At 49.4% G+C, this 25,850-nt stretch carries 26 protein-coding genes; 9 read left to right on the top strand and 17 right to left on the bottom strand.

Features of this window, described 5'->3' with window-relative positions:
• Positions 1-146 precede the first annotated feature (146 nt).
• Positions 147-287, bottom strand: a complete 141-nt coding sequence (locus AWQ23_RS16230) for a hypothetical protein (RefSeq protein ID WP_012308359.1) — start codon at positions 285-287, stop codon at positions 147-149.
• 178 nt (positions 288-465) lie between these two features.
• On the opposite strand from AWQ23_RS16230, the gene gshA reads away from it, so the two are divergent.
• From gshA to AWQ23_RS13765, 5 genes are all read left to right on the top strand, one after another.
• A complete protein-coding gene (gene gshA / locus AWQ23_RS13790) occupies positions 466-1,611 on the top strand; it encodes a glutamate--cysteine ligase (protein ID WP_062436257.1) in 1,146 nt (381 codons plus the stop codon).
• Between the two features lie 56 nt (positions 1,612-1,667).
• Complete coding sequence (locus AWQ23_RS13785) at positions 1,668-2,123, top strand: tRNA (cytidine(34)-2'-O)-methyltransferase (protein ID WP_012308357.1); 456 nt, start codon at positions 1,668-1,670, stop codon at positions 2,121-2,123.
• Positions 2,124-2,872: 749 nt separating this feature from the next.
• Positions 2,873-4,834 carry a peptidoglycan DD-metalloendopeptidase family protein gene (locus AWQ23_RS13775; protein WP_062436254.1) on the top strand — a complete coding sequence of 654 codons (1,962 nt, stop codon included), beginning with the start codon at positions 2,873-2,875 and terminating at the stop codon, positions 4,832-4,834.
• Positions 4,835-4,979: 145 nt separating this feature from the next.
• The gene (locus AWQ23_RS13770) at positions 4,980-5,717 is read left to right on the top strand and encodes a dienelactone hydrolase family protein (protein ID WP_062436252.1); all 738 of its coding nucleotides are present in this window, start codon (positions 4,980-4,982) and stop codon (positions 5,715-5,717) included.
• A gap of 24 nt (positions 5,718-5,741) precedes the next feature.
• Complete coding sequence (locus tag AWQ23_RS13765) at positions 5,742-5,957, top strand: RNA-binding S4 domain-containing protein (protein ID WP_012308354.1); 216 nt, start codon at positions 5,742-5,744, stop codon at positions 5,955-5,957.
• Between the two features lie 16 nt (positions 5,958-5,973).
• Here AWQ23_RS13765 and AWQ23_RS13760 read toward each other — a convergent pair whose 3' ends face one another.
• The 9 genes from AWQ23_RS13760 to AWQ23_RS13720 form a co-directional block, all read right to left on the bottom strand.
• A complete protein-coding gene (locus tag AWQ23_RS13760) occupies positions 5,974-7,218 on the bottom strand; it encodes a VWA domain-containing protein (RefSeq protein WP_062436250.1) in 1,245 nt (414 codons plus the stop codon).
• 137 nt (positions 7,219-7,355) lie between these two features.
• Positions 7,356-8,600, bottom strand: coding sequence for an EAL domain-containing protein (locus tag AWQ23_RS13755; RefSeq protein WP_157072238.1), 1,245 nt, complete (start codon positions 8,598-8,600; stop codon positions 7,356-7,358).
• Positions 8,561-8,902, bottom strand: coding sequence for a CBS domain-containing protein (locus AWQ23_RS13750; RefSeq protein ID WP_062436246.1), 342 nt, complete (start codon positions 8,900-8,902; stop codon positions 8,561-8,563). The genes AWQ23_RS13755 and AWQ23_RS13750 overlap by 40 nt, the downstream gene beginning before the upstream one ends.
• Positions 8,903-9,151: 249 nt before the next feature.
• On the bottom strand, positions 9,152-9,802 hold the full coding sequence (locus tag AWQ23_RS13745) for a cupin domain-containing protein (protein WP_062436245.1): 651 nt from the start codon (positions 9,800-9,802) through the stop codon (positions 9,152-9,154).
• Positions 9,803-9,806: 4 nt separating this feature from the next.
• Complete coding sequence (locus AWQ23_RS13740; protein WP_062436243.1) at positions 9,807-11,018, bottom strand: M20 family metallopeptidase; 1,212 nt, start codon at positions 11,016-11,018, stop codon at positions 9,807-9,809.
• An 86-nt stretch (positions 11,019-11,104) separates the two neighbouring features.
• A complete protein-coding gene (locus tag AWQ23_RS13735; RefSeq protein WP_062436241.1) occupies positions 11,105-13,288 on the bottom strand; it encodes a Piwi domain-containing protein in 2,184 nt (727 codons plus the stop codon).
• A gap of 54 nt (positions 13,289-13,342) precedes the next feature.
• Positions 13,343-13,639 (bottom strand): TMEM165/GDT1 family protein, encoded by a 297-nt coding sequence (locus tag AWQ23_RS13730; protein WP_062436714.1) that lies wholly within the window; start codon positions 13,637-13,639, stop codon positions 13,343-13,345.
• Positions 13,640-13,718: 79 nt separating this feature from the next.
• A complete protein-coding gene (locus AWQ23_RS13725; RefSeq protein ID WP_012308349.1) occupies positions 13,719-14,036 on the bottom strand; it encodes a TMEM165/GDT1 family protein in 318 nt (105 codons plus the stop codon).
• An 89-nt stretch (positions 14,037-14,125) separates the two neighbouring features.
• Positions 14,126-14,350 carry a hypothetical protein gene (locus tag AWQ23_RS13720; protein WP_045442321.1) on the bottom strand — a complete coding sequence of 75 codons (225 nt, stop codon included), beginning with the start codon at positions 14,348-14,350 and terminating at the stop codon, positions 14,126-14,128.
• Between the two features lie 53 nt (positions 14,351-14,403).
• Here AWQ23_RS13720 and AWQ23_RS13715 point away from each other — a divergent pair, with 53 nt between their 5' ends.
• Entirely contained in the window at positions 14,404-15,447 is a 1,044-nt protein-coding gene (locus AWQ23_RS13715) for a fatty acid desaturase (RefSeq protein ID WP_062436239.1), read from the top strand.
• 154 nt (positions 15,448-15,601) lie between these two features.
• Here the strand turns inward: AWQ23_RS13715 and AWQ23_RS13710 are convergent, their stop codons facing one another.
• The gene (locus AWQ23_RS13710; protein WP_062436237.1) at positions 15,602-17,056 is read right to left on the bottom strand and encodes an ammonium transporter; all 1,455 of its coding nucleotides are present in this window, start codon (positions 17,054-17,056) and stop codon (positions 15,602-15,604) included.
• Between the two features lie 296 nt (positions 17,057-17,352).
• Between AWQ23_RS13710 and AWQ23_RS13705 the strand changes: the two genes are divergently transcribed.
• Both AWQ23_RS13705 and AWQ23_RS13700 read left to right on the top strand, forming a co-directional pair.
• Complete coding sequence (locus tag AWQ23_RS13705; RefSeq protein ID WP_062436235.1) at positions 17,353-17,970, top strand: response regulator; 618 nt, start codon at positions 17,353-17,355, stop codon at positions 17,968-17,970.
• Positions 17,971-18,033: 63 nt separating this feature from the next.
• Positions 18,034-18,519, top strand: a complete 486-nt coding sequence (locus AWQ23_RS13700) for a GNAT family N-acetyltransferase (protein ID WP_062436234.1) — start codon at positions 18,034-18,036, stop codon at positions 18,517-18,519.
• A 16-nt stretch (positions 18,520-18,535) separates the two neighbouring features.
• Here AWQ23_RS13700 and AWQ23_RS13695 read toward each other — a convergent pair whose 3' ends face one another.
• The 5 genes from AWQ23_RS13695 to AWQ23_RS13675 all read right to left on the bottom strand — a co-directional run bounded on the left by AWQ23_RS13695 (position 18,536) and on the right by AWQ23_RS13675 (position 21,762).
• On the bottom strand, positions 18,536-19,459 hold the full coding sequence (locus AWQ23_RS13695; protein WP_062436233.1) for a hypothetical protein: 924 nt from the start codon (positions 19,457-19,459) through the stop codon (positions 18,536-18,538).
• 173 nt (positions 19,460-19,632) lie between these two features.
• Entirely contained in the window at positions 19,633-20,157 is a 525-nt protein-coding gene (locus AWQ23_RS13690) for an NAD(P)H-quinone oxidoreductase subunit J (protein WP_062436230.1), read from the bottom strand.
• A gap of 3 nt (positions 20,158-20,160) precedes the next feature.
• Positions 20,161-20,892 (bottom strand): photosynthetic/respiratory NAD(P)H-quinone oxidoreductase subunit K, encoded by a 732-nt coding sequence (ndhK, locus tag AWQ23_RS13685; protein ID WP_062436229.1) that lies wholly within the window; start codon positions 20,890-20,892, stop codon positions 20,161-20,163.
• Positions 20,883-21,245 carry a photosynthetic/respiratory NAD(P)H-quinone oxidoreductase subunit C gene (gene ndhC / locus AWQ23_RS13680; RefSeq protein ID WP_012308340.1) on the bottom strand — a complete coding sequence of 121 codons (363 nt, stop codon included), beginning with the start codon at positions 21,243-21,245 and terminating at the stop codon, positions 20,883-20,885. The genes ndhK and ndhC overlap by 10 nt, the downstream gene beginning before the upstream one ends.
• Positions 21,246-21,447: 202 nt before the next feature.
• Positions 21,448-21,762 carry a GIY-YIG nuclease family protein gene (locus tag AWQ23_RS13675; protein WP_062436227.1) on the bottom strand — a complete coding sequence of 105 codons (315 nt, stop codon included), beginning with the start codon at positions 21,760-21,762 and terminating at the stop codon, positions 21,448-21,450.
• Positions 21,763-22,196: 434 nt separating this feature from the next.
• Between AWQ23_RS13675 and AWQ23_RS13670 the strand changes: the two genes are divergently transcribed.
• Positions 22,197-23,600 (top strand): ABC transporter substrate-binding protein, encoded by a 1,404-nt coding sequence (locus AWQ23_RS13670; RefSeq protein ID WP_062436224.1) that lies wholly within the window; start codon positions 22,197-22,199, stop codon positions 23,598-23,600.
• Here AWQ23_RS13670 and selD read toward each other — a convergent pair.
• Positions 23,597-25,792 (bottom strand): selenide, water dikinase SelD, encoded by a 2,196-nt coding sequence (gene selD / locus AWQ23_RS13665; RefSeq protein ID WP_062436222.1) that lies wholly within the window; start codon positions 25,790-25,792, stop codon positions 23,597-23,599. The genes AWQ23_RS13670 and selD overlap by 4 nt on opposite strands.
• Positions 25,793-25,850: the final 58 nt, after the last annotated feature.

Genomic DNA, 25,850 nt, shown 5'->3' with positions numbered 1-25,850 from the left:
TGTATCTTTGGTTGCCCTTTCTAAAGAAATACTTAATTTTTCCCTTGACAAGGCGATCGCCCCTTTCGTTTTCCGCCAAAAAATCCCTAAAAATCTAAGAATAAGGAGCCATGGCCCCAATGAAAAACCATGACGCCCCATTTACCCTAGGCTCGCTCCTGCTTCTGGGGATTAGACCGGATTTGCTGGAGCAATAGTTCCAATTCCGCTTGGATCGAGAGATATTTTACCCGGGTATCTAGGGGTAATGTATTGGCGGCTTTATCCTGGACTGTACATTGACTCATGGTTTGATCTAAAGCAATTTTAAAATGGCATTTATTAAGAGAATGAGTATATTAACTTAAAATTCCCCACCGTCAGGGAGAAATTTTCGCACAAGGAGAGAGAAGGGCAGCATAAAATAGTGTATTGCTGGATAATCTGCATGATTCATCCCCCATTGCCAGGATTTGAGGATACATTTTGCTGCTATCAAAAGGTTTAGAGATTGAAATCTATACAGGCACCCCCACCGGAGAAATTATCGGCCTCTCCGATCAAGTGGTAAAGGCCCTCGAAGGCTTTGTGCGGGAACCCGATAATCGCAATGTCGAATACACCACGCCCCCTTGTTGCAGCTATGAAAGTTTGCTCTGTGCAATTTTGCAGCCCCGACTGCAACTGCGTCAGTTTTTGAAAACCCTGGGGAACTACACCCTCATTCCTGGCAGTACCCTCTCTCTCGGTGATGCGAGTCGCTTTTTTCGCTCGGATCCCCAAAACCCCTACCATGCCTATATTGAACAGACCTATGGCACCGATGTGGTGACGGCCAGTGTCCACATTAATATTGGCATTGAAGATCCAGAAATTTTGATGCGGGCCTGTCGATTAATGCGCCTCGAAGCCCCGTTGATCCTGGCGCTAAGTGCGGCCTCGCCGTTTTTAGATGGTCGCGTGACGGGTTCCCATTCCCGCCGCTGGCAAGTGTTCCCGAAAACTCCGGCTCAGGTGCCCCTATTTACCAGCCATCAACATTTTATTGATTGGACTAATGAGCAACTCCGCCTGGGGACGATGCAAAATGTCCGACATTTGTGGTCTTCGGTGCGTCCCAATGGCGATCGCCGTCCCTATTCCTTAAACCGCTTGGAATTGAGAATTTGTGATTTGGTGATCCATCCCCTGCAATTGCTGGCCATTGTCGCCTTCGTCGAAGCAAGAATCCAGCAGCTTTTGGCCCAGCCCCACCTCGACCCCCTCAAGTCCAGTCAGCTAAATCCAGCCCGCCTCTTGGAAATTACCGATACCAATGAGCAACTGGCGGCCCAATCTAGCCTAGAGGCGACCCTCTATCACTGGCGCACAGGCCAGCCGATTCAAGCGGTGGATTGGATCCAAGAAATTTACACAGAAGTCTATCCCTTTGCGAAACAGGCGGGATTTGCTTGTTTTCTCAGCCCCTTGCAAAAGTTACTCCGGGAGGGGAATCAGGCTCAACAATGGCTCCAGGCCCATCGTCAAGGTCAACCTTTAGAGATGATTATCCAAAAGGCGATCGCCGAAGCCGAAACCCTCGATCAAGAATTAGCCCAATATTTGTGCGAACCCGCTGCCCTTGTGGCCTAGGTGCTTGAATGGGTATCTTTAACTGTTTGTAAGACTTTGTTTATTAATCTGCGCCGATGCCCCAACTGGTTCTTGTTCACCCCCAAATTCCCCCCAATACAGGTAATATTGCCCGCACCTGTGCGGCGACCGATACGGAATTACACCTCGTCGGCCCCCTAGGTTTTGAAATTGGCGATCGCCACCTAAAACGCGCCGGCCTAGATTACTGGCCCCATGTCAAACTTTCTTTCTATCCCGACCTTGAGCATTTCCTCCAGGCCCAGGCCACCAGAGGGGGGCGTCTCCTGGGTTACAGCGTCCGGGGCACGAGCCAATACACAGAATTCACCTACCAAGATGATGACTGGTTGCTATTTGGTAGCGAAACCCAAGGCCTCCCCGCAGAACTGCTCCAACGCTGCGATGCAACCCTAACTATTCCTATCAATAAGACCCATGTTCGGAGCCTTAATCTTTCCGTGAGTGCAGCGGTGGGTCTCTTTGAAGTGCGGCGTCAATTAGGGCTTTAGTTTTCCCTGATAAGATATTTCTATCACCGCCCCCCCGTAGTGCGCCGAAAACATTAACAGATCCCCCCTGAATCGGTGGAGATTTTATTCTTTTAAAACAAAAATACTATCGCTAAATGTGCACTTAGAAAGCCTAAAAAGCTTATGCAATAGGTGTCTGGGCTAGAGAAGCTGTCAAAACCGAAAAAATATGCTAGGCGATCGCCAGTGGGGAAAAGTGCAACTAAATATTAACTGAAATCACCCTTGTTCTGTATCCTGGACTACCCATTGATCCCAGTGTTTTTCCCCCAGAAAAATCAAAATATATCAACCCAGACTTGTTAAAAAGAAGAAACCAGGGTAACCTTTCCTAGACATTCACCAAATGTCCAATTCAAGTGATCTCAATCACGAGAAGTCGGTAGAATTGTTACTTCAATTGTTTCAGTTGAAGCAGAATGAAACCACTGCTCGACACAAGTAGGAGGTTGTTTTTGAAGGACGTATCCCAAAAGCACCGCATTGTATCCCCTGAAGGTACTGCAGCTTTGGCAACGTCGGTAAAGTCGAACCAAGCTTCTGTTTTCCCATCAGCCTGCTCCCCCTGGAGTCTTGTTGGTTTTCTGGAAAACGTGCCTCACTTCTCACATTTTTTGTCTTCCCATTGAGGGCTACGAAAAATTTCACCGATTTCGGTGTTGACCACGGAAGTAACGGCTTTGCCCAATTCACGAACAGACCGTCTTTTTTCCCAAGGAGAAACATTTATGATTCCTGCTCCAGTTACTTTAGCAACGGCTCCGGAGGTCGAATCCCCCCAACTCGTCGCTGCTGTAAGTTCAAATTCTGTCAGTAGGGTTGAGCCTGAACTACCCGCCATCAAGCACATTGTTGCTGAAGCTGATACGTTTTGGTCCATTGCTCAACGGTATGGCGTGGCCCCTGAGGCGATCGCCACCTTAAACGATCTCACTGTCGAAAGTACTCTAGTGGTTGGGCAAGCACTAAAAATTCCGGCCCCTTCCCAACAACCGATCGCCCGTTATGAGATTGACTCTCCGGCGATCGCCCCCAGCGAGCAACCCACGCTCCCCAAGCCCAGCGTCGAAGTTGCCGCCCTTGAGCTTCCTTCCCAAGCCCTCATGGATGCCGATTCTGCCCGCCTTGAGGCCGACGCACCTACCGCTACATTACGCGCCGAACAGGATAAACTCGTCGAAAGTATTCAAGCTCTCAAAAGCCAGCCTGTGGAAAAGGTGATTTTTGAGGCCAAAACAGAGGCGCCTCAACCCAAAACCTTGGTTAGCTCCACTGCTTTGACTCCCCAGGCACCCACCGCTGCCCCCAAGGGCGTTGTCACAATTCCTGTACCGAAACCTCAGGACTTCAGTGCGCCCACGGCCAAAGCGGAACCCACACCGGAAACCTTAATCGCTAATAATGCGGTTTCTAGCCCCCAGCGTTTACCGGAACCCCCCCAGCTCCAATCCCCTACCCCTGAATTGGTATTGGAAGCGAAAAAAGAAGAAAAAACAGAACAGGCCCGCTCTGTCACCCTGACCGTTCCGCCAGCCCAGAGCAATGCCTCTACGCCTCTGGTGCGCCCCCAGGAAAAGGCCGCTACTCCAGCAGCCCCAGCGGAAGTCTTGGTTGCAGCAAACACCAATGCCGTGCCCAAAACCCATGTGGTTCGTCCCGGGGAAACTTTATATGCGATCGCCCGTCGTTATGGTATCTCAGGGCGTGAATTGATTGCCGCCAATAAGCTGCTCAATCCCAACGTAATCTACGTCAACCAAAAGCTAGCGATTCCGGCTCGCGCCCAGCAACCCCAGCCCCAGAAAGAATTTGTGGCCCTTGTTCCCCAAATGGAGGTAACCCAAGGCGTGAATCGTAATAGTGCAACCCTAGCGAATGCCGTTTCTCTGCCGCAGCCCAAATTACAGGCAGAAACTGGTTCTGTAACCGCACCGGACAGCGACCGAATCACCACGGAAGCCGCCGTAGAAAAGCTTAAAACTGACATCGCGCGGCTACGTCGGGAATATCAACAGCAATCAACGCCCATTGCCCTCAAGGTTCCGGCTCCCAATGTCGAATTCACCAGCAATGAGCGCGCTGCGGCACTGGCACCGGTAGTTAACCCAGAATGGCAAGGACAACCTGAGCCTTCTGCTGCGGCCCCCCGCACCGTGGAAGTGCCCGAAGCACCCCAGGAACTTGCAGCAGCTTCTCCTGGCAACGTCGCCAACTACAACGCGCTTCTGCGTCTCTCTGTTGGTGAAACCGTGAGCCCGGATCTGCCTCCCCTGGCCTCTCCCGATGAATATTTACCGGGCGCTGAAATCTTCAATGGTTATATTTGGCCGGCGAAAGGAACCTTTACCTCTGGTTATGGCCCCCGCTGGGGTCGGATGCACCGGGGAATTGATATCGCTGCCCCCACAGGCACCCCCATTTTTGCAGCGGCCAATGGTGAAGTGATTACGGCGGGCTGGAACTCTGGTGGTTATGGCAACCTCGTCAAGATCCGCCACGGTGATGGCAGTGTCACGCTATATGCCCACAATAGCCGGATCATGGTACGCAAAGGCCAACAGGTCAAGCAAGGCCAACAAATTGCAGCCATGGGTAGCACTGGTTTTAGCACGGGCCCGCACCTCCATTTTGAGATTCATCCGAAGGGTCAGGGAGCAGTTAACCCGATGGCCTTCTTGCCGAAGCGTTAGGGCAAAATATTTAACTTTTAAGTTCAATGCATTGATTTAAGAGAGGGAGTCTTTCCCTCTTTTTTTGTGACTATGGGCAAAGCAATCTCGCAGGGAGCACCTTCTAAAATGGGAACAATGAAGTTATTTATCCAGTGTTTTTGTGATGTCCCCACTCCAAACAGAAACGGTTCAAATTCCCAATGGCGATCTGCAGATTGCGGCTTACTTGAGCTATCCAGTTAGTACGGAACCCTTGCCCGCTGTGATTGTGGTGCAGGAAATTTTTGGGGTTAATGGCCACATTCGTGATGTCACTGACCGCATTGCCCGCTTGGGTTATGTGGCGATCGCCCCGGCGCTTTATCAACGGTTGGCCCCAGGATTTGAAACAGGGTACACCCCAGAAGACGTGAAAGTCGGACGGCAATATAAAGAACAGACTAAGGCCACAGAACTGCTTAGTGATCTCCAGGCAACCATTGATTATCTTTACGGTCGGCCCCAGGTGAAGCCCACGGGGGTTGGTAGCATTGGGTTTTGCTTTGGTGGTCATGTGGTCTATTTGGGGGCCAGTTTGCCGGAGATTAAGGCGACGGCGTCTTTTTATGGTGCTGGGATTACCACCTGGTGTCCCGGGGAAGCAACCCAGACAACCCTGGACTATACCTCTGAAATCCAAGGCAAACTCTACGGTTTCTTTGGGATGGCCGATGCGTCGATTCCGGCGGCTCAAGTAGATCAGATCGAGACGGCTTTAAAAACGCACCAAGTTGAGCACAAGATTTTTCGCTATGAAGGGGCAGGCCATGGCTTCTTTTGCGATCGCCGTGCCAGTTACAATGAACAGGCCGCCCAAGCAGCATGGCAAGAGGTACAAACCCTCTTTGCTGAAACCCTCTAAATTTTTTATTTTTGTCTAACCCCAATGACCCAGATGCCGACCGACGACCCTACAATTCAGCTTGATCAATTTCTGAAAATTATGAACCTTGTGGCGACGGGGGGCCAGGCCAAAATGGTCATCCAGGGGGGCTTCGTGGAGGTCAATGGAGAAACAGAAACCCGCCGCAAACGGAAATTACGCCACGGGGATTTGGTCAGTTTTGAAGGGACAACGCTCCAAGTTGAATTTGACGAGTAGGGTGGTTTCCTAAAGCTCAAGGTTGGATCATTGTTTTCGCGGCGATGCGGGTGCGTTTGCGATCGCCTTCGGAGAGGTCTTGGCCCCCTTGGAGTTGGGTCGCATTTTGCTGGAGGACAGTGGCCGCATTAGTATCACCCAGTTGAATCGCCGTTTTTGCTGCCGTTTGGAGGAGAGTCGCGGCCCCTTGGCGATCGCCTGCCTTGAGCTTGTCTTCGGCCAGTTGGGTTTGTCGGTATTTAGCAAGGGCGAGAATCGATTGCTGCACCACCGGATTCGGGGCTGGTTGATAGTTTTCTTGGACGTCTACGGTGATCGGAATCGCTTCTGAGATGAGCCGAGTTTGGCCCGTGGCCGGGTCATCATAGCGGACTTGGGCCTGGGCGATGGCTTGGTGGCCGGGGGGCAGTTGGTCGATGTAGAGATTGGCCAAAATGATCCGGGGCGCTTCGGTTAAGAGATCCCCAAGGCGGACACCGTAAAAATCGCCCTCTTTGACCACGGGCAACTCGATGGTTTCTGGGGCCACCTGGGCGAGGGGTTTGAGGTCTGCCAAGCGACTACCGGGAGAAAGTTGCAAAAGCAGTTGAGCATTGGTTAAACCAACCGATTGGGCCCGCTGGAGGAGTCGTTCAAATTCGGTGAGGGCCTGATTGGGGGTTTCAATATAAGCCAAGCTGCCATTGGCCGCATCAGCAATTTTTTCGAGGACATCCTGGTTCCAATTTTCGCCAAAACCGAGACTATTGAGGGTGACGCCATGTTCGGCAGCGACGGCGGCAATTTCCAAACAGCGGCCATTATCGCCATGTTCATTTTCGCCATCGGTGAGCATAAACACCTGGGCGGCGCGTTTACCGGGGCTATTGGCCAGCTCCTGTAACCCAAGCTTAATGCCATCGTCGATACAGGTGCCCCCGGCGGCCTCAAGGCGATCAATCTGGGCTTTGATGTGGGCTTTGTCCGTGACATCTTGGTTGGGGACAATCACCTTTGCTTTGTGATCAAAGGCAATCACCGAGAGGCGATCGCCTTCCCGCAGTTGGTCAACCAGTTGTATTGCGGCTTCTTTAACGGTGCGGAGGGGTTGCCCAGCCATTGAACCACTGTGATCAAGCACTAAACAAAGATTGAGCGGCAGGGTGGCGTCTTGGAAATCACTGGCGATCGCCCCAATGGAGAGGGAGAGTTGCCGTTGACTCTGGGCCTGGGTGGCATCCAAATGGGCATCACTAAGGAGCGCTTGCAGTCCGACTTGCATCATGGCTATTTCTTGATAAGGCGTGAATTATTGGGGGCAAACCCCGCAGACAGAGGCAAATATTTTCGCAATTTCAGCATAACTGTTTCCCTCGGGGAACGGGCAACGACGACTGAGTTTCGTAATGATTCGGAGTTTTAGGCTGGATAATTTGCTAAAAATGTTTCGAAGGCCGCCATCGGCAGGGGGCGACTAATGAAAAAACCCTGGAATGTGTAACAGTGATGTTGGCGCAAAAATTCCATTTCTTCAGCCGTTTCTACCCCTTCAGCGACGACCGAAAAGTTAAGCTGCTGGGCCATGTTGATCAAGGCTTTGGTGATCGCGGCATTTTTAGGGTTTTGGTGAATATTTTCCACGAAGCAGCGATCAATTTTGAGGGTATCAAAGGGAAAATGTTGCAGGTACCCCAGGGAGGCATAACCCGTCCCAAAATCATCAATGGCGATCGCCACGCCTAGTTCCTTAATCAGCCGAAATTGGGCCATCGTAAAATCAACATTCTCCACTAGGGCACTTTCGGTCAGTTCTAGTTTGAGCCAGCGGGCCTCAAGCCCCGTTTCCGCCAAAATTGCCTTGAGGCAGGGCACCAGTTGGGGGCTTTGTAGTTGCTTACTCGAAAGATTGACCGAAATTTGCAAGGGAGTCAGGCCCCGTTGTTGCCATTGGACGGCTTGGGTACAGGCTGCTTTGAGGATCCATTCCCCCAGGGGCACAATAAAGCCTGTCATTTCGGCGAGGGGGATAAACTCCCCCGGTGAAACCAAACCCTGTTCCGGTGATTGCCAGCGCACCAAGACTTCCGCCCCAATGATCTGCTGGCTTTCGATGTCGAGTTGGGGCTGGTAATAGAGTAAAAATTCGCCGTTTTTCAGGGCCTGTTGGAGGTGGAGATTTTTGTGGGGTAAGAGGCGATCGCGGTCTTCGCTCAGTTGTTTGACTCGATGCTGCAAAATTTCTAACATCCCGAACAGTTCTAGGGGATCGAGAATTTGCGAGAGATTACTTTCTGTCAAAATGCCCCGTAATTCCCCGTCTTTTCCGGTAACAACGATCCGCCGCACCCGATGCCGTTGGAGTTTTTCTTGGGCGATCGCCAAGGAATCCGCAGGATGTAACTGGATGAGGGGCGCACTCATCACTTCCCCAACGCCCAAGGCCTCTAAATCAGCACCAGAGCCTTGTAATTTGACGATATCTCTTTCTGTGACAATACCAATAGGCTTAATGAAATATCCAGCTTCGATGGCCACCACTATGCAGCTAATCCGTCGCCTCGCCATCAATTGCGCGACTTCGAGGACAGAGGTTTCTGGTGGGGCGGAAATCACTTGACTAGACATCACCTCCCGCACTTCCCGAAACCGGAGAAAATAGCCCAAATGTAACGCCTGCCGCAATAGACTGATGTAACCCCAATCACACGCTGCTGTTCATCCACGACGGGCAAATGGCGGATCTGATGCCGTCGCATTAAGTTATAGGCCGAAAAAACGTCAATTAAATTTTTCTGCTCAATGGTCACCACCGGGCTGGTCATAATTTCCCGCACCAAGGTTTGGTGGAGCGCTTTCGGTGAGAGGGACAGCCGCACCAAGTCCCGCTCCGTTAAAATTCCCACCATTTGTTCCCCCTCCGTAATGATTAAACAACTTTGGGGAGAATCTTTTTCCTGGCCCGTCATGAGGGCGATCGCCTCGGTCAGAGGCTCTGGCCATCGAGGAAAATCGGCTGCTCAAAGCTGATCCCTTGACCCGTAGCCAGGTCATCATTCTGCCAAAAAAAAGTCATATGGCTCCGGGGAAAATTACCTACGGTTTTATGGGTTAACGCTACTCAATGATAGTGTCTGCACCTATGTTGGGTTTTAGCACAGATTTTCAAAGCGAGATCCCACAAAAACGCAAAAACCCCCTGGTATTTGATGAATGCCTTACAAATGGCCCGTTTTCACATAAATAATGCAGCCTGCTCGACTAAAGGGAGTATGAATACTATCGGGGGGATTGCGCAACCAACTGCCGGCGGGGTAGCTGCCCTGTTCGTCCTCAAAAGTTCCTTCCAGGACAAAAATTTCCTCACCCCCCCAATGGCGATGGGTTTGAAAATAAGTGCCCGGTTCCCACCGCACCAGGGCAACATTCTCCCCCTGGAAATTGTGCAACGGCAGCACCGATAAACCTTTCACTAAGCCGGGTACCCAGGATTGAGCTTTGGTATTCACCCGCACAAAAGTTTGATCCGCCGGATCCATTTGCCAGAGTTTCACAAAAATGGTGCAGCCCGTTTTGCTGTGGGGACGGTGGCTAGAACCGACGGGATTACGCACATAGGTGCCGGGGGGATATTCCCCATGTTCATCGGCAAAGGTGCCTTCGAGGACAAAAAATTCTTCGCCGCCGCCGTGGGTATGTTCCGAAAAATAGCTATCGGGGGCATAGCGTACCAGGGAAGTGGCACGGGCAACTTCGGCCCCATCCCGGTCTAACATTCGCCGTTCGACCCCGGCCATGGGTGAGGCTTGCCAGGGTAAAGCGTTGGTATCGAGGACGACTCGTTCTTCTAAATTGGCGTGGAGTTGCATGGGGTTAGGCTAAAAATTTTTCGACACAACGGACAAACATTTCTACCCCCATTCCCAGGGCTGTTTCATCGAAGTTAAAGCGGGGATGGTGGTGGGGATAGGCCAGATCAAAGTAGGGGTTCGCTGAACCAAGGAAGAAGTAACAGCCGGGCACTTCCCGCAGGAAAAAGGACATATCTTCGCTGCCCATGGTTTGGCATTCGGGCATCACGCCTAGGGGCGTTTCGATGGTTGCCTCGGCGACGGAACGCACCAACTCGGCCATGGCGGGATCGTTGATCGTCGGCGGGTAAAGATGTACATGGTCTAATTTGTAGCTGGCTCCGTAGCTTTGGCAAATGCCGTTGACGATGGTTTCGAGGCGATCGCCAATGGTTTTTTCCAGTTGGGGATTAAAGTAGCGGATGGTGCCCTTGAGATCTGCATAATCGGCGATCACATTCATCGCGTGGCCCGCTTTAAATTCGCCCACCGTAACTACTGCTGCATCGAGGGGATTCACAATACGGGACACAAGGGTTTGCAGTGCACCGACAATTTGCGCCCCAACCACAATCGCATCGACAGTCTGGTGGGGGAGAGCACCATGGCCCCCTTTCCCTTGTACCCGCAGGTCAAAGCTTTCGACCGCCGCCATCAACGCCCCTGGTCGTACCCCCACCGTACCCAAGGGAAGATTATTCCACAGGTGCAGGCCAATAATCGCATCCACATCGGGATTATGAAGCACTCCCGCCTGGATCATTGGTTTCGCACCGCCGGGACTTTCCTCAGCGGGTTGGAAAATAATTTTCACAGCCCCCCGGAAACTGTCACGGTTTTCCTGGAGGTATTTGGCCGTCCCCAAGGCGATCGCCACATGGCCATCGTGACCGCAGGCGTGCATCACCCCCGGATGCTGGGAACGGTAATCCACCTCATTTTCCTCTTGGATCGGTAGGGCATCCATATCGGCGCGAATCCCCAGCACTTTCCCCTTTTGATGACCTTCGATGAGGGCGACAATACCGGTTTCAGCGATGCCCGTTTGGTGGGGGATGCCCCATGCCGTGAGCTTATGAGCAATAAATTCTGCTGTCAGATTTTCCCGAAACGCTAATTCTGGTTTTTGGTGGATCTGGCGACGCCACTGGACAATTTCTGATTGGAGCGCTTGGATCGTGGGACGAATCCGGTGTTTGTGGAGAATTGCGTCCAGGCTAACGGTAGCGACCATAAACAAAAATTTAATGAAAAAATTAAGAAGCTATTTTTAGTGTAGAAGATCTCAAGAGCAAAATAACAAGAAATAATATTCTTGTTCTATAACCAAAAAGGTATATTTCCATCTACATCCTTTGGTTTGATGCCTTTGGATACCATTGTTGAAATTGAATCAGCATAGTAAGTAGAAACAGGCAACCGTGGAGGTCTTTCTGATCCATAGTGTAGATATGTCAGGGATAAGACAGAGTGAACTGCTGACTGCAGTGGAAAATCTCCAAAGGTTTTGATTCGCAGAGGTTGTGGAGTTGCTCGAAAACGATCTGGAAAATCAGAGCTAATTAATAATGCTTCTGTCTCAGACAACAAAAAAATTGAACCTTTTGGGGCTTTGCGATAGCTTCCTATTCCTTCTTCATTTTTAGTTCTACCGTATATTCTAGGATTGCCACTTTTGATTATTGAAACAAAATAAAACTTGGCATCTATTTTTTCTGCGATTTCTTCTAGAGCGTGTCTTTCTTCTTTTGGGAAATTTCCATCTCGATGAATTACTACACGCTTTCCTTGATACTCGTGAAGAGGAAACAAATCATACAACATTCTTTTCGGTATGATTTCACCGTCGATAGTAGCATCTCTAATACTGTAGTGAACTAATTCACCTTGATTGGAATAAATACGAGTCATGGCAGCAACGCTATTAGTTCCTTGAAGATTTTTCTTCCGACGGCGTGAAACATCAAGGCCTACAACAAAATCTGTGTAAGTAAGTGGCTCTTGTAATATGTAAGGAACACTTCCTATTTTTGCCAAGACTCCTAAAACAATGTTCTTAGTCGCAAAAGAAGTTGTCAATGTTTTCTCTTGTAACATTTGAGATTGTAGATTGTACTTTAGAAAAGTTTGTTTTAGATCATCATAAAGAGTTCTTCCATCTTCACCTTTAGACAAGAAATTCGGAATAACACAGATAACAATATCCGGTTTCTTCTTCGACAACTCTCCTATTTTAGAGTCTAATAAAGAGAGAGAGTTTTTTGGCAAATCAAGGGCAATAGGCTGGTCTACTAATTTTAATTTATACTTTAGTTGATTGCCAATGCCTTCTAGGTTTTGATTAAAGGATTTTTTGAAATTATTTCTAAAGATCTCGATAAGCTTTGTGGAGTTTTCACTTTTAAGTGTATTTAGAATAGCAATTCTAATTTCAGATTTATCTGCTTTTCTAAATTCACCATGTTTTTGAACAACTTGAACTGTACTTTGAACTGATTCGGCAGCAACAGTAGCATTATTTTTAAATTTAAGGAGCGGATTATAACCCCATTCTTCACTACAAGAACGAAAAAGCTCTGGATTTCTCTGAGATGTGTAAACTTTATCCAAAAAACCTTCGGATTGAAGAATCCGGAAAAGTGGTTCAATATATTTTAGTCTTTCTTCGGAAACAATTTGTAGTTTTTCGGATATTCCGAGCCTTAAATAATCTTGGTTTAAAACTCTTATTCTTAAAGCACTTATAATGTAATGATAACTCTTTTTTTTGTTCCCTATTTCGACTACTAGTTCACTATCAGGGGCTTCTTCAATGAGTTTTTTCATTGTTGGTTCTTTAACCCAAGTCAACAATCGTTGTCGTCGATTACCCTCTCCTAATATTCCAAGTATTTTAATGATCTCTTGAGCCGTATTAAATGGCTTTGTTATATCTAAAACATGGAGTCCAATAATGTTGCTATTGGGGAATTTTGTGAGATAGTCCTGTAGGGTTCCATTAAAATTAATCTCTTGCTTAAGTGATAAAGATATACAGGGCTGATTGTTTACTACCCATGAACCAAATTTGTGTATAAGTTTAATGTGATAGTCTCTACGTGCTGTTTTACTTTGCTCTAAAATTTTTTTGATTTGTTGATCATATTTTTTAATTAATCCCTGCGAGCAAAAATCAGCAATTCCTTGAGGAGTGCAACATTGTATATTCTCTATCTCAATACCTTCTAGCTGATTAAATGTAAGATTACTTTGATCTATCCATAGATATTGAGTGAATTTTTGTAGCTCAGGATATTCAATTAATTTATCTGAAATTAATAATTGATCATTGGTGCTCCAAACCCAAACACCTCTAAAGTATTTCTGAATGCGATATTTTATAGAACGACCTAAAGAATCTAAATCAACATCTCCTGCTGTACAGAGTTTATAAAAATATTGATTTGGTAATTGTGAAATATTAATAGGCAGGATTTCATTAAATAAGGTCAAATTCATAACCATGAAAAAATTACATATTTGTATTTAATAAAATATATTAATGGATTATGTAAAACTTTAATCCTCGTGTTCTTCATCCACTGGGGTCGGGTGCCACAGTAACCGCACGGCGAGGGTCGCAAAACCGATGGCCGCTAGACCCTTGAGAATCTGGGCAGGGATAAACGCAGCGAAAGCTCCCCCGGCAATGACACCTAAAAGACTGGTGGTAATTAGGGCCGTCACGGAGCCAAAAAATACGGCAATGGGTGATTTGGAACTGCCCCCTAAGGCGATCGCCGCCAGTTGACTCTTGTCACCAATCTCCGCCAAGAAGACGGTAATAAAAGTGAGACTTAGTAATTGCCAATCGATATCTACCATGGGTGAGAAAACTGTTTTATCGGTGAATCACGTTAATCAAAAATCAGGAACGGTCGCCTGGGAAAAGGCATTAGGCTGCCAGCATATCCACAATCAGAAGACCCGCAATCACGAGCAGCAGCACGCCAACAAACATGTCTAAAATATCGGGGGCCAGTTTCCGGGCGAGCCAGTAGCCAATGATTACCCCCAGTAAGCTCGTACTGACCAGGGCAAGGGCGGCCCCCAAAAAGACCACCCAGGGAGAAGCCGCTTGGGCCGAAATCAAGAGGGTGGCTAACTGGGTTTTGTCCCCCATTTCTGCAATGAAAATCGTCAAAAAAGTGGAGCCGAAAACAGTCCAAATACTCCAGGGTCTTTCCTGTTTGGGGGGGTGACTGGCCGTCATATTACTTGGGGAAAATCTCGCTTAAAACCATGGCTTAGTTTATCAGGTATGTTTCGTGAATATGAAACAAAAGTGAAAGTCTAGGGAAGCTAAAGGGGATGGTTCGGCGGACTTTTCTCAGGATCGGTGGGGGAATTATGAGGCGATCGCCCCAGGGCAAAAATGAGCGTTGGTGTCCCTCCCAAAAGGCCCCAACCCAACCAACGCCGGAAGCTGTAACCCTTACGCCAAGAGACCAATGCCGCCATCACCCCCATCAAACAATGGAGACTCGCCAAGAGCCAGACCCGGTAATCGAAAAAAAACGCTTGCATAGTGATCGTGGTATAACCTTTAGAAACCATGTTACATTTCGCAAACAATATCAATGACATCAGTTACTGTGCGCCCTAGTGCCACAACTCTTTTAGAAAAGCATCCAAATCTACGGCTCCGGGATATCCTCGATACATTGCCCCGTTCCGTCTACGAAATAAATCCGCTAAAAGCTTGGTCTAGGGTGCTGTTAAGTGTGGCGGCGGTGGTGGGTTGTTATGCCCTCTTGGCGATCGCCCCTTGGTATTTACTTTTACCCGTTTGGTTTTTAACTGGAACTGCCCTAACGGGTTTTTTTGTGATTGGCCATGATTGCGGCCACCGCTCCTTTTCCCGCAAAAATTGGATCAATAATTTAGTCGGTCACCTGGCTTTCTTGCCGCTCATTTATCCTTTCCATAGCTGGCGCATTCTCCATAATCATCACCATCGCTACACCAACAATATGGATGAGGACAATGCCTGGGCTCCCTTTACCCCTGAGCTATACGATGACTCTCCGGCCTTTATCAAAGCCGTTTACCGGGCGATCCGGGGCAAACTCTGGTGGCTTGCTTCAGTGATTCACCAACTGAAACTACACTTTAACTGGTTCCAATTTACCGGGAAGCAACGAGAGCAGGTTCGTTTTTCGGCCCTATTTGTGATTATCGCTGGGGCGATCGCCTTTCCGGTGATGTTCTACACCCTCGGCGTTTGGGGCGTTGTAAAATTCTGGCTAATGCCTTGGCTTGGCTATCATTTCTGGATGAGCACTTTTACCCTTGTGCACCACACCGTACCGGAAATTCCCTTTAGCTACCGGGACAAATGGAATGAGGCGATCGCCCAACTGTCTGGAACCGTCCATTGCGACTATCCCAAGTGGGTCGAAGTGCTTTGCCACGACATCAATGTCCATGTGCCCCACCACCTCTCTACGGGGATTCCCTCCTACAATCTCCGCAAAGCTTATGCCAGCATTAAGCAAAATTGGGGTGAATATCTCTACGAAACCAAATTTTCTTGGGAGTTGATGAAAGTAATTACTGAGCAATGTCACCTCTACGACGCTGAGCACAATTACATTTCCTTTGCGCAACATCAAAAACGCTAATTTCAGTAAAACAATTTTTAAAAACACTAAAACATTGCCACTGAGCTTTTATTTCGACACCCTAAAATCTAGGGTGTTTTTTATGTAAAAAAAATTCCCCGTTCACCGAGGAATTTCTACAAGAGTTTGTCATCATTGCCAACAGAAGCGTTTTTTATTCCCGGAAGAAGCGGTGGTACGCTTCCATGCCATGTTCACCGATGTCGAGGCCCTCTAGTTCCTCTTCTTTGCTCACCCGGAGGCCCATACTCAGTTCTAAGACTAACCAGATGGCGAAGCTAAAGCCAGCGGTAAACATACCCACCACGACAATGCCAATAAATTGACTGAGCAGTTGGGCAACGCCACCCCCGAATAATAATCCGGCGCTGGGGCCAGCATCGGCGGCATACCAAGGGTAAACATCGCCACCCACACTGAATAAACCCACAGCAAGAGTGCCCCAGATACCACAGACGAGATGTACCGAGAGAGCACCAACGGGGTCATCAAAGCGTAAACCCTCGAAGGTCAGCACCGAAAAAACCACGATCACCCCGGCGATCACCCCGATCACAATGGCCGAAGGAACATTCACATAGGCACAGGCGGCAGTAATCCCCACCAACCCAGCCAGGACACCGTTAATGATCATCGAGAGGTCTGGTTTCCCAAATTGAATCCAGGAGGTAATGGTCGCGGCGATCGCCCCAGCGGCAGCAGCCATATTGGTCGTAACGATGATGTGGCTAATGGCATCGGGATCAGCGGCCATCGTCGAACCCGGATTAAACCCAAACCAACCCAACCAGAGGATTAATCCCCCTAAAGTGGCGGTACTCATATTGTGACCCGGAATGGCATTGATGCGATCGCCAGCAAATTTTTCGAGGCGTGGCCCCAAGAGGACCACCCCCATCAAAGCAGCCCAACCGCCCACCGAATGTACCACCGTTGATCCGGCAAAATCATAGAAACCGAGGGTTGCTAACCAACCGCCCCCCCAAACCCAGTGGCCGGTAATACCATAGGAAAATCCCACTAAAAACAGGCTAAAAATCACGAAAGAAGCAAACTTAATCCGTTCCGCCACAGCCCCGGAAACAATGGTGGCCGCCGTTCCTGCAAAGGCCAATTGGAAGAAAAACTTGGTGTAAAGGGGAATCCCCGCCCAACTTAGGGACGAAAAAATCCCACTATAGGCCGAATCCGTGAGGGGACTATTATCTGCCCCAGTAAGAAAAAAGCCATTCCAGCCTAAAACGGCATTGCCATCGCCAAACATCAGGGCAAAACCGATCGCCCAAAAAGCAAGGCTCGAAAGGGCAAAGACAATTAGGTTTTTTGCCAAAATATTGACGGTATTTTTCGCCCGACAAAAGCCGCTTTCTAACATCGCAAACCCCGCATTCATAAAGAACACGAGCATCGCCGCGAAAACCACCCAGAGGGTATCTAGGGTGACCTGAACGGCTGGGGGAATTTCACCAAGGCTCCCTTGGGCGATCGCCACCCCCTGCCAAAGGAGCGGTAACACACAGGCCAAAAGCAATAAGCGGCCCAGGCGGCGAAATGGGTAGCCAAGCCGAGGGGAAGGCCCCCGAAACCACGAATCAAATGAAAAAGTCATAGCAAAATAAAAATGAAGAACCCATAATCATGGTCCATGAGTGTATTGCCGTAATAATCTTGTATTACGTCATTAAAGCCGCGCAAAATGTAGCTTTCGTCACTAAGAAAAAAATTTATACTCCTTAAGATGAACCTTGGACTCAAGGATAATTTTTAATGAGCTGTATCTCCCCAGGGGATGTTGTTACCCACCAAGCCCTCAGCGGCCGTTGAGTCATATCCGTTGCATCACTTGGGTTTCTACCCTGTGGCGATCGCCCCTCCGCACACCCCTATGGATATTCATAAAAACCAATGCTGATGAACATTGCCGATAAAATCGTGATTCTCCATCAAGCGGAGTTGCAGGGGAACATCTGGGAAAAAATCCTCCATTCCCAAGGGCTACAGTCTGTGATCTTGCCCTTCAGCGTTGATCTGCAGGGAGAGCTCCTGGATTTAGCGGCGGCCCAACAATCTTTACCCAACTTGATTTTATTAGAGCAACAACTACCCAGTTTCGATACGGCGAAATTTTGCCAGTGGATGCAAAGCTTTGAGCAACCGATTCCGGTGATTTTAATTGCGGCCCAAACCCGTAAGGTGGCCCCGGCTGATCGAGAAACGGCGATCGCCAATGGAGCAGCGGATCTTTTACCTCAATTTGATCTCAATAGCATCGCGATCGAAGCCGTCAGTGGCCTCAAAACCGTCGCCAAGGTGCTGGGAAATATCAACATCGTCAACAATACCCTCGTCACCTGCATCATGGAACTGAAACGGGAGCTAGAAGCGGGTCAAGAATTTCCCGTTGTTCCCCCTGCCGTGTCTTCAAATACACCTGAACTAAAACCGCCCGCGCCGACCGTTGCCTCACCACCACCGGAAGCCCCTGCCCCCAAAACCCGTAAATATCGAGGCCGTGATTATTAAACTCCAGAGCGATCAATAAAAACCATGGCATAATAGCTTCGCCTCAGGTTAAGGCTTTGCACCATGGATCAAGCTTGGCGAGATAAATTTTGGGTACGGGATTGGCAACCAGGCGATCGCGCCGATGCGGCCAAGGTCATTGAACAGGTTTTAAAAGAGTACGGTTTACCCTGGGAACCGGAAGGAGCCGACCAGGAATTATTTAATATCGACAAGTATTATTGGCAACAGGGCGGTGAATTTTGGGTTATCGAGCAGGCCGGAACCATTGTTGGCACCGCCGCCTACTACCCCATTCCCAAAGGCAACAAGGCCGTCGAAATCCGCAAGATGTACCTTCTGCCTGAAGTGCGAGGCCAGGGTTTAGGAAAATATCTCCTGGAGGAACTCGAAAAGGCGATCGCCAGCCGGGGCTTTGCAGAAATCTGGATCGAAACTGTCACTGTTCTCAAGGAAGCGGTTCAACTCTACGAAAGCCAAGGCTATCAACCGATCACCGATGTCGAAACCGCCCGCTGTGACCTCGCTTACATTAAATATTTACCGTGAGTTTTTCCCAGAAAAATTACTTGATTTCTCCTGCTGTTAAATAATTTGCTTCTTCTAGGAAGTCTTTGAGGGCTGCGGGGAAAGAATCATAGGTCAATAAGCCCCCCTCGCAATTGCCCTGATCGTCAAAATTGCCCCGGCATTCTTCGAGGCCCCAATCACTAGTTCTGTCGTAGCGATTGAGCATTAAATTCCAGCCTGCTGGGGTTTCACCGAGGATGGCCTTTGTCGCCACATAGCCCGCCAGCATCCCATTCACTTCATAGCCTTCTGTTTCTGCATTTTGAATCGCGGCCCACATCGCTTGGAGTCGTTCCCGGTGGAGGGGGTAAAACCGTTCTTCTTGGGAGACATCCTGTAAAGTTAAACCGTCTAGCTGCCAAACTTGCACGGGCGGAAAACTGCCAGCATAGCTGCTGTAGCGATAGAGAAACCGATTATCACTGGTGACATATTCATAAATACCATTGCCATCGGGATCTTCGACGGGAATTGGCCCCCCATCAAAGGCCCCTAAATCGACCACTTCCCAAGTATTGTTGTCGGGATTTTGGGTAAAAATTTGCACCATGGCACAGCAATGGGCACCACCGGAATATTGGGAAAAAATCACCTCTGGGAAGTCATTATTCGGATCCATCTCCGCGATTTGCACCAGGCTGTACATCATAAAGGAACTGTCTTCTGTCCGCCGTAACACTTCTCGCTCATCCACCTGAATGGTCAAAGTCGGGACATAGTTGCTCCAGCCCTCTGGATTGGTTTGTTCGGCATAGCTGAGATTCGCCGTTACTCCCTGGCTGGTAATACTTCCAGAGTGATCGGGGGTTTCGTAATCAAACTCTAGGGTTGCGACCTCGGCCTGGGCACCACTGCTGAAGCCTAGGGGAAAAAGTGCTGTGCTAATAAAAAAAGTGGCGATCGCCTTTTTGATACCCATTGCTATCTCTAAATTCTCAGGAGTTTTCTTTCAAATGGTAGGCAACGCCGTTGGGCCACTGACCCAAAAGTTCAGAAAATGTTGTAGTCTCCCCCAAGCTACAAAATAAAAAAACACCCCCATCTAGGAGGTGCCACAATAAATTCCAAGCCGTCAATGCTGTTCAGTAGACCTTAATAAGCGTCCTGGAGTTCGTAAAAATCAGGGGAAACATAGTCTTTCCGCAGCGGCCAGCCGATCCAATCTTCCGGCATCAAAATCCGCTTTAGGTTGGGGTGTCCTTCATAGACAATGCCGTACATGTCATAGCTTTCCCGCTCTTGCCAGTCGGCCCCTTTCCAAATCCAATACACCGAAGGTACCACTGGATTTTCTCTCGGTAGAAATACCTTAACGCGGACTTCTTCTGGGTCAGTCACGTTGTCTCCGACCTTCAGCAAATGGTAAAAACTCACCAATGCTTTGCCTGGCCCCAAATCATAGGCCCCTTGACATTGGAGATAATTAAACCCAAAGGCATAGAGGGCAGTGCAGAGGGGAATTAGGAGATCAGCATCGACTTTAATAATCTCGATACCGGAGTGATCTCGCTCTAAGGATTCGTGGCTAAAACCGTTTTCTGTCAACAATTGGGAGACAGCACCCGCCTCAACAATGGCGGCTTCTTCGGGGGTGGGGTTTTGATTTTCTTCTGCCATCGCTTAGGCCTCCTCTCTTTGTTTTGCGGTCAGCAGTGCAGGGGGAACAGGCATTCCCATCGCTTCGGTGAGTTCTTTCGGCGGGTTGTTCCAGGTATCCATGCCCAGATATTTCCCGGTGAGAATTGGCTCTACCACTTTCATACTGTGGGCGGTGCTGTAGTAGCGGTGGGTCTGTTCCGTTTTTAAGGAACGCTCTTGCATGGTTTCGTTAGAAACTTTTTTGCGCAATTTGACAATGGCATCAATAATGGCTTCGGGTCTGGGGGGGCAACCGGGAATATATAGATCCACCGGAATCAGCTTATCAACACCCCGGACAGCGGTGGTGGAGTCGCTACTAAACATCCCACCGGTAATGGTACAAGCGCCCATGGCGATTACATATTTCGGTTCGGGCATTTCTTCGTAAAGGCGCACTAAGGCCGGGGCCATTTTCATGGTGACGGTACCGGCGACCAAAATTAAATCTGCCTGACGAGGACTAGAACGGGGCACTAGGCCAAAGCGGTCGAAGTCAAAGCGGGAGCCAAGGAGGGCGGCAAATTCGATAAAACAGCAGGCTGTCCCGTACAGGAGCGGCCACAGACTAGAGAGGCGCGCCCAGTTGTAGAGGTCATCAACCGTGGTGAGGATGACATTCTCCGAGAGATCTTGGGTGACCTGCGATCGCCCCATGGGGTTGAGCAGTTTTTCGGTTTGCTGTTGTTCAAAGGATGTCGGATTCATGACCATTCAAGGGCTCCTTTTCTCCAGGCGTACACAAGGGCAATCACGAGGATTGCGATAAAAATGAGGGCTTCAACAAAGGCAAGTAGGCCGAGTTGGTTAAAGGCCACCGCCCATGGGTAAAGGAAAACGGTTTCCACGTCGAAGACAACGAAGACCAGGGCGAACATATAGTAGCGGATGTTGAACTGAATCCACGCACCGCCGATGGGTTCCATCCCCGATTCGTAGGTGGTTTTACGTTCAGGCCCGCCCCCTTTAGGACGCAGTAGTTTCGATGCGGTGAGGGCAAGGATCGGGACTAGGCTACTGACGATGAGAAAGCCTAGGAAATATTCATAGCCGGAGAGGACAAACACTGGTGTTGTAATACCTCGCAGTTTTTTGACTTGGAATTTTTATGTCCTATCCAGTATAAAACCTATCCCGGCGGGATCATAGGTAGATGCTCCTAATCAATGACATAAGGGAGAGTTTGAGGATTGGAACGCTCTTGCACCGGAGGCGATCGCCTTTACTAGCTAAGCGGAGCCGAAACCAGCGACCGGGCTTCAACTATGCTCAGCCCTCATTAATCCCTCGTTTTTGGTAATGCGACTCATTTTGACATTCCGCCAAAACATGAAGACGATCCCAATCACTATTTATCAAAGCTAACTTTTTCGCCCGACTCCAACCCTGCACCTGCTTTTCCCGATAAAAAGCATTTGCCACATGATCATAATATTCCGCATAAACCAATTTAACAGGCAAACGTTTCTTCGTATGATTAGCCCCCTGCCCATTTTGATGCTGCCATAAACGCCGCTCCAAATCCTTCGTACTACCCGTATAAAACGATCCGTCGGCACATTCCAAAATATACATGTGGGGCATAGTTGAACTCCTTGTTGTCAAAAGATCGGGCTTCGACTTCGCTCAGCCCTCATTTGTCTTAAAAGCTGGTTGAGCGAAGCCGAAACCAGCTATCCCATGACCTATGCAAAGCCGAAACCAGCGACAAATCCAACATCGACCCAATACTAGCCAAAATTTTTGCACTCTCTTGGTCAAGCTCCGCGATCGCCTTTAAAATCTCCTCTGGTTCTCGTAATGGTTCTCCCTCCGGTGCATTGGAATTTTTGCCGACAGATCAAACAATTCCGGATCAATATCCTTTGGCTCGCAATGCCATTTTGGTCTTTGTTTCTTACGAATGAGGGAGCGGAAAGACGCCACTCACAAAGATTTATGGTGATGAAGCAACGTTTTGGGGGGATTTTTCGGCACAATCACAGTAGAGGCATTTGGTTGTAGAGGAGAAAAAAGCCATGGCGAAGAAGAATGATACGGCGGCATTATTGGGAGCCTTGGTGATCACCTTGGGATTACTAGGCGCTGGGGGCTGGTGGTTCCTCAAGCAAAATCAATCTTTTCAGTTACCGACCTCCCTGGGAGATGTGATTGGCCAGGGGGAAATAGCAAGTCACCTTAGTCGGGGAGAAAGGTTGCTGCTCCAAGGCGATCGCCAACCGGAAAAAGAACAAGGGATTACGGCCTATGGAACAGGAGATTTTCCAGAAGCAATTCGTTTATTTCAAGCTTCGCTTCAAGTGAACCCCAACGATCCAGAAACTTTAATTTATCTGAATAACGCCAAAATTCGCCAGCAAACTGCCAATCCCCAGGCGATCGCCGTGGTGGTCTCTTTACCAGTGGATACCGATACAAGCGGCGCCAAGGAAATTTTGCGGGGTGTGGCCCAGGCCCAAAAGGAAGCCCTTGATGGGGGTCGCGGATTTTTGGTGGTACTTGCTGATGATGATGGGGATCCGGCGATCTCCGCTGAGGTGGCCCAAGCCCTCGCGGATCAAGCGGACATTTTGGGGGTGGTGGGTCATTTTAGTAGCGATACCAGTTTGGCGGCGGCCCAAATCTATGAAGCCGAGGGCCTCGTGATGATTTCCCCCACGAGTACGGCGGTGTCCCTCTCCACGGCAGGGGATTATATTTTTCGGACGGTGCCCAGCGATCGTTTCACCGGAACAGCCCTGGCGAACTATCTTTTGGAGCGTCTGAATCAGCAGCAGGTGGTGGTGTTTTTTAATAGTGCCAGTGGCTACAGTAATTCCCTCAAGGACAGCCTCACCACAGAACTTTTTACCCGCGGTGGTACCGTGGTGGCCGAGGTGGATGTAAGCCCAGGGGGATTTAATGGCGCCCAAGCTCTCACGGAAGCGAAAAATAAAGGGGCAACGGCGATCGCCCTCGTGACCGATACCCCAACCCTCAACCAAGCGCTCCAGATCATCCAGGTGAATGAAAATCAACTCCCCATCGTCGCCGGCGATAGCCTCTATAAGCCAGAAACCCTACAAATCGGTGGGCGCGATGCCGTGGATATGGTAGTGGCGATTCCTTGGCACATTTTGAACCATACTAATGGCACTTTCCCTCAGGTATCCCGCGCGCTCTGGGGGGGTGACGTGAACTGGCGCACGGCTCTAAGTTATGATGCGGCGATCGCTCTGATGACCGGGATTCAGCAAAGCACCACGACAGATGATCGTCAAGGCTTGCAACAGACCCTCGCTAATCCTAATTTTTCCGCAGTGGGGGCCGCCCAAACGATTCAGTTTCTCCCCTCCGGCGATCGCAACCAGGCCTTGGAAATGGTCACCGTCCAACCGGGGGAACGGTCGGGCTTTGGCTATGATTTTGTGCCAGTGCCTTAGGTGATGCTGATCTGGGCTTGGCTTACTGGGGACTTAACGATCCGGCCAATGATTGCACTTTGGGGATGACCTCCACTTTGTAATGTTTTTAGGCAAGTGTGGGCATTTTCTGGGGCGATCGCCGCTAAGAGTCCGCCGGAGGTCTGGGGGTCAAAAAGTAATTCATAGTCTGACCGTTGCCGTTGGGCTGGGGTGACTTGAATAAACTGTTCGGCGGTGTGGTTTTGGGGCGCGAGGGAACTGGTTAAACCCCGTTGCAGAGTCTCCCTGGCCCCCTCCAAAATAGGCAATTGATCAAGGTGGATTTCAGCCCTTAAACCGCTGGGTTGCAACATTTCCAGAAGATGGCCTGCTAGTCCAAACCCGGTTACATCGGTACAGGCCGTGGCCCCATGGTTTCGTAAAATCTCCGCCGCTGTTTTATTGGATTGCACCATTGAGGCGATCGCCCCATCGATCCAATGTCCTTTTGTTTTTCCTTGCATTTCTGCGGCGAAAAGAGTGCCTGTCCCAAGCGATTTCGTCAAAATTAATATTTGACCTCGCTTTAGCTCAGTTTTGCGCCAAATTGCGTCTTTTTGCAACAAACCATTGCAGGTTAAACCCAGTCCCAGTTGATCCGCTTCATTGGTATGGCCGCCAATTAAAGCAATGTTGTCCCGATTTAAAATTTCGACAACCCCTGCCAGCAATTGTTGCAATATTCCCTGTTGTACCCTCGCTTTCCCGTGGGGCAATGTGGCAAGGACGAGAACACTGTGGGGAGTTGCACCCATACTGTAAAGATCGCTCAAGCAATGGTGGGTGACAATTTGGCCGAGTAAAAAAGGGTCGTTGATTAAGCTCGGAAAATAATCAATGGTTTGGACGAGGAGTTGATCTCTAGGAATTTGAATAATCGCTGCATCATCGGGCTGATCTAGACCGACGATCACATCGGCGTGGGTGGGGAAATTTAAGCCCTTTAAGCTGCTCGCTAAGATATCTTTGCCGACCTTAGCACCGCAACCAGCACAATACATTTTGGGTTGTTCTTGGGCTGGAAATTCGCTTGTCCGGGACATCTGGGGCAGGTCAGAAAATTGCGCCATAAATTTGCGATCAATGTGATCTTTCCAGCGCCACAAAAGGGGCGATCGCCAACTCAATTTTCCCCAGGTTGCAAAGGCCTGTTTGTCCCCCGTGCCAATGAGCGCAAGATAACGTTTTTGGGGATGGTAGGCTTCTAATGTTTCGCCCAGGATGGCCCGCTGTAAATTCCGCAGTAATGGTTTCCCCTGGCGCACCGCAAAAACCCCCGCTTTGGGTCGCGGTTCGTCGCGCATGGTGGCAATATCACCAGCGGCAAACACAAAAGGATGGGAAGGCGATCGCAGGGTTTGATCCACCAACACAAAACCTCGGTTATCAGTTTGCAGACCGCTTTCTTTGATCCAAGAGGGGGCTGCTGCTTGGGTCACCCAAATCACTTTGCCTGTCAGCACCAATCCCGACTGACACCGTACCCCCGTAGGCATCACTTCAACGACCGTTTCCTGGAGATGGACTTGGACATTCCGCTGTTGCAGCAGCTTTTTCGCTTGGCGACTGACCCCAGGATTTTGGTTGGTGCCCATGAGTTGCTGGCCCCGGTGGACGAGGTGCAACTCTAATAATTCGGGCAAAGCTAAACGTTGGCTGAGGGCATGGTGAATATTGAAGGCGAGTTCTGTGCCCCCAGCCCCGCCACCGACAATGATGATCCGTTGGGGTTGATCAGGCGCTTGGTTTGCTGTGTCGAGAATTCGTTGCCAAGCGTCAAGAAATTGGGGGACAGGTTTCGCGGCGATCGCATAGGTTTTTACCCCAGGAACCGTTTCCGTAGCCGGGGTACTGCCAATATCCAGGGAAAGGTAATCAAAGCGTACTGGCGGCCGATTGGCACAATGGACAACTTTTTGGTCAAGGTCGAGGCCCATTACTTGATCTTTTAAAAAATCTGCCTGGGCGAAGTGGGCCAAGCGCCGTAGATCGATGTGGGTTTCTTCGTAGCCATAAAAACCCGCCACATAGCCCGGCAACATCCCGGAGTAGGGCGTATAGGTGACATCACTGATCAAGGTTAAGCGCGCCTTGGTTCGCGACTGCATGCCCCACATTTTTAAGGCGATCGCATGGCTATGACCCCCCCCAACAAAAACAAGATCACTCATTTTCTTAAATCCCAGGCCCCGGAAACGATGAAAAAGCTGCTGCTTGCTACCCTACCGC

It is taken from the genome of Picosynechococcus sp. PCC 73109, from assembly GCF_001521855.1.
In the GTDB taxonomy this organism is placed as follows: Bacteria; Cyanobacteriota; Cyanobacteriia; order Cyanobacteriales; family MRBY01; genus MRBY01.
This window is presented reverse-complemented; position numbering and strand designations above follow the sequence as displayed.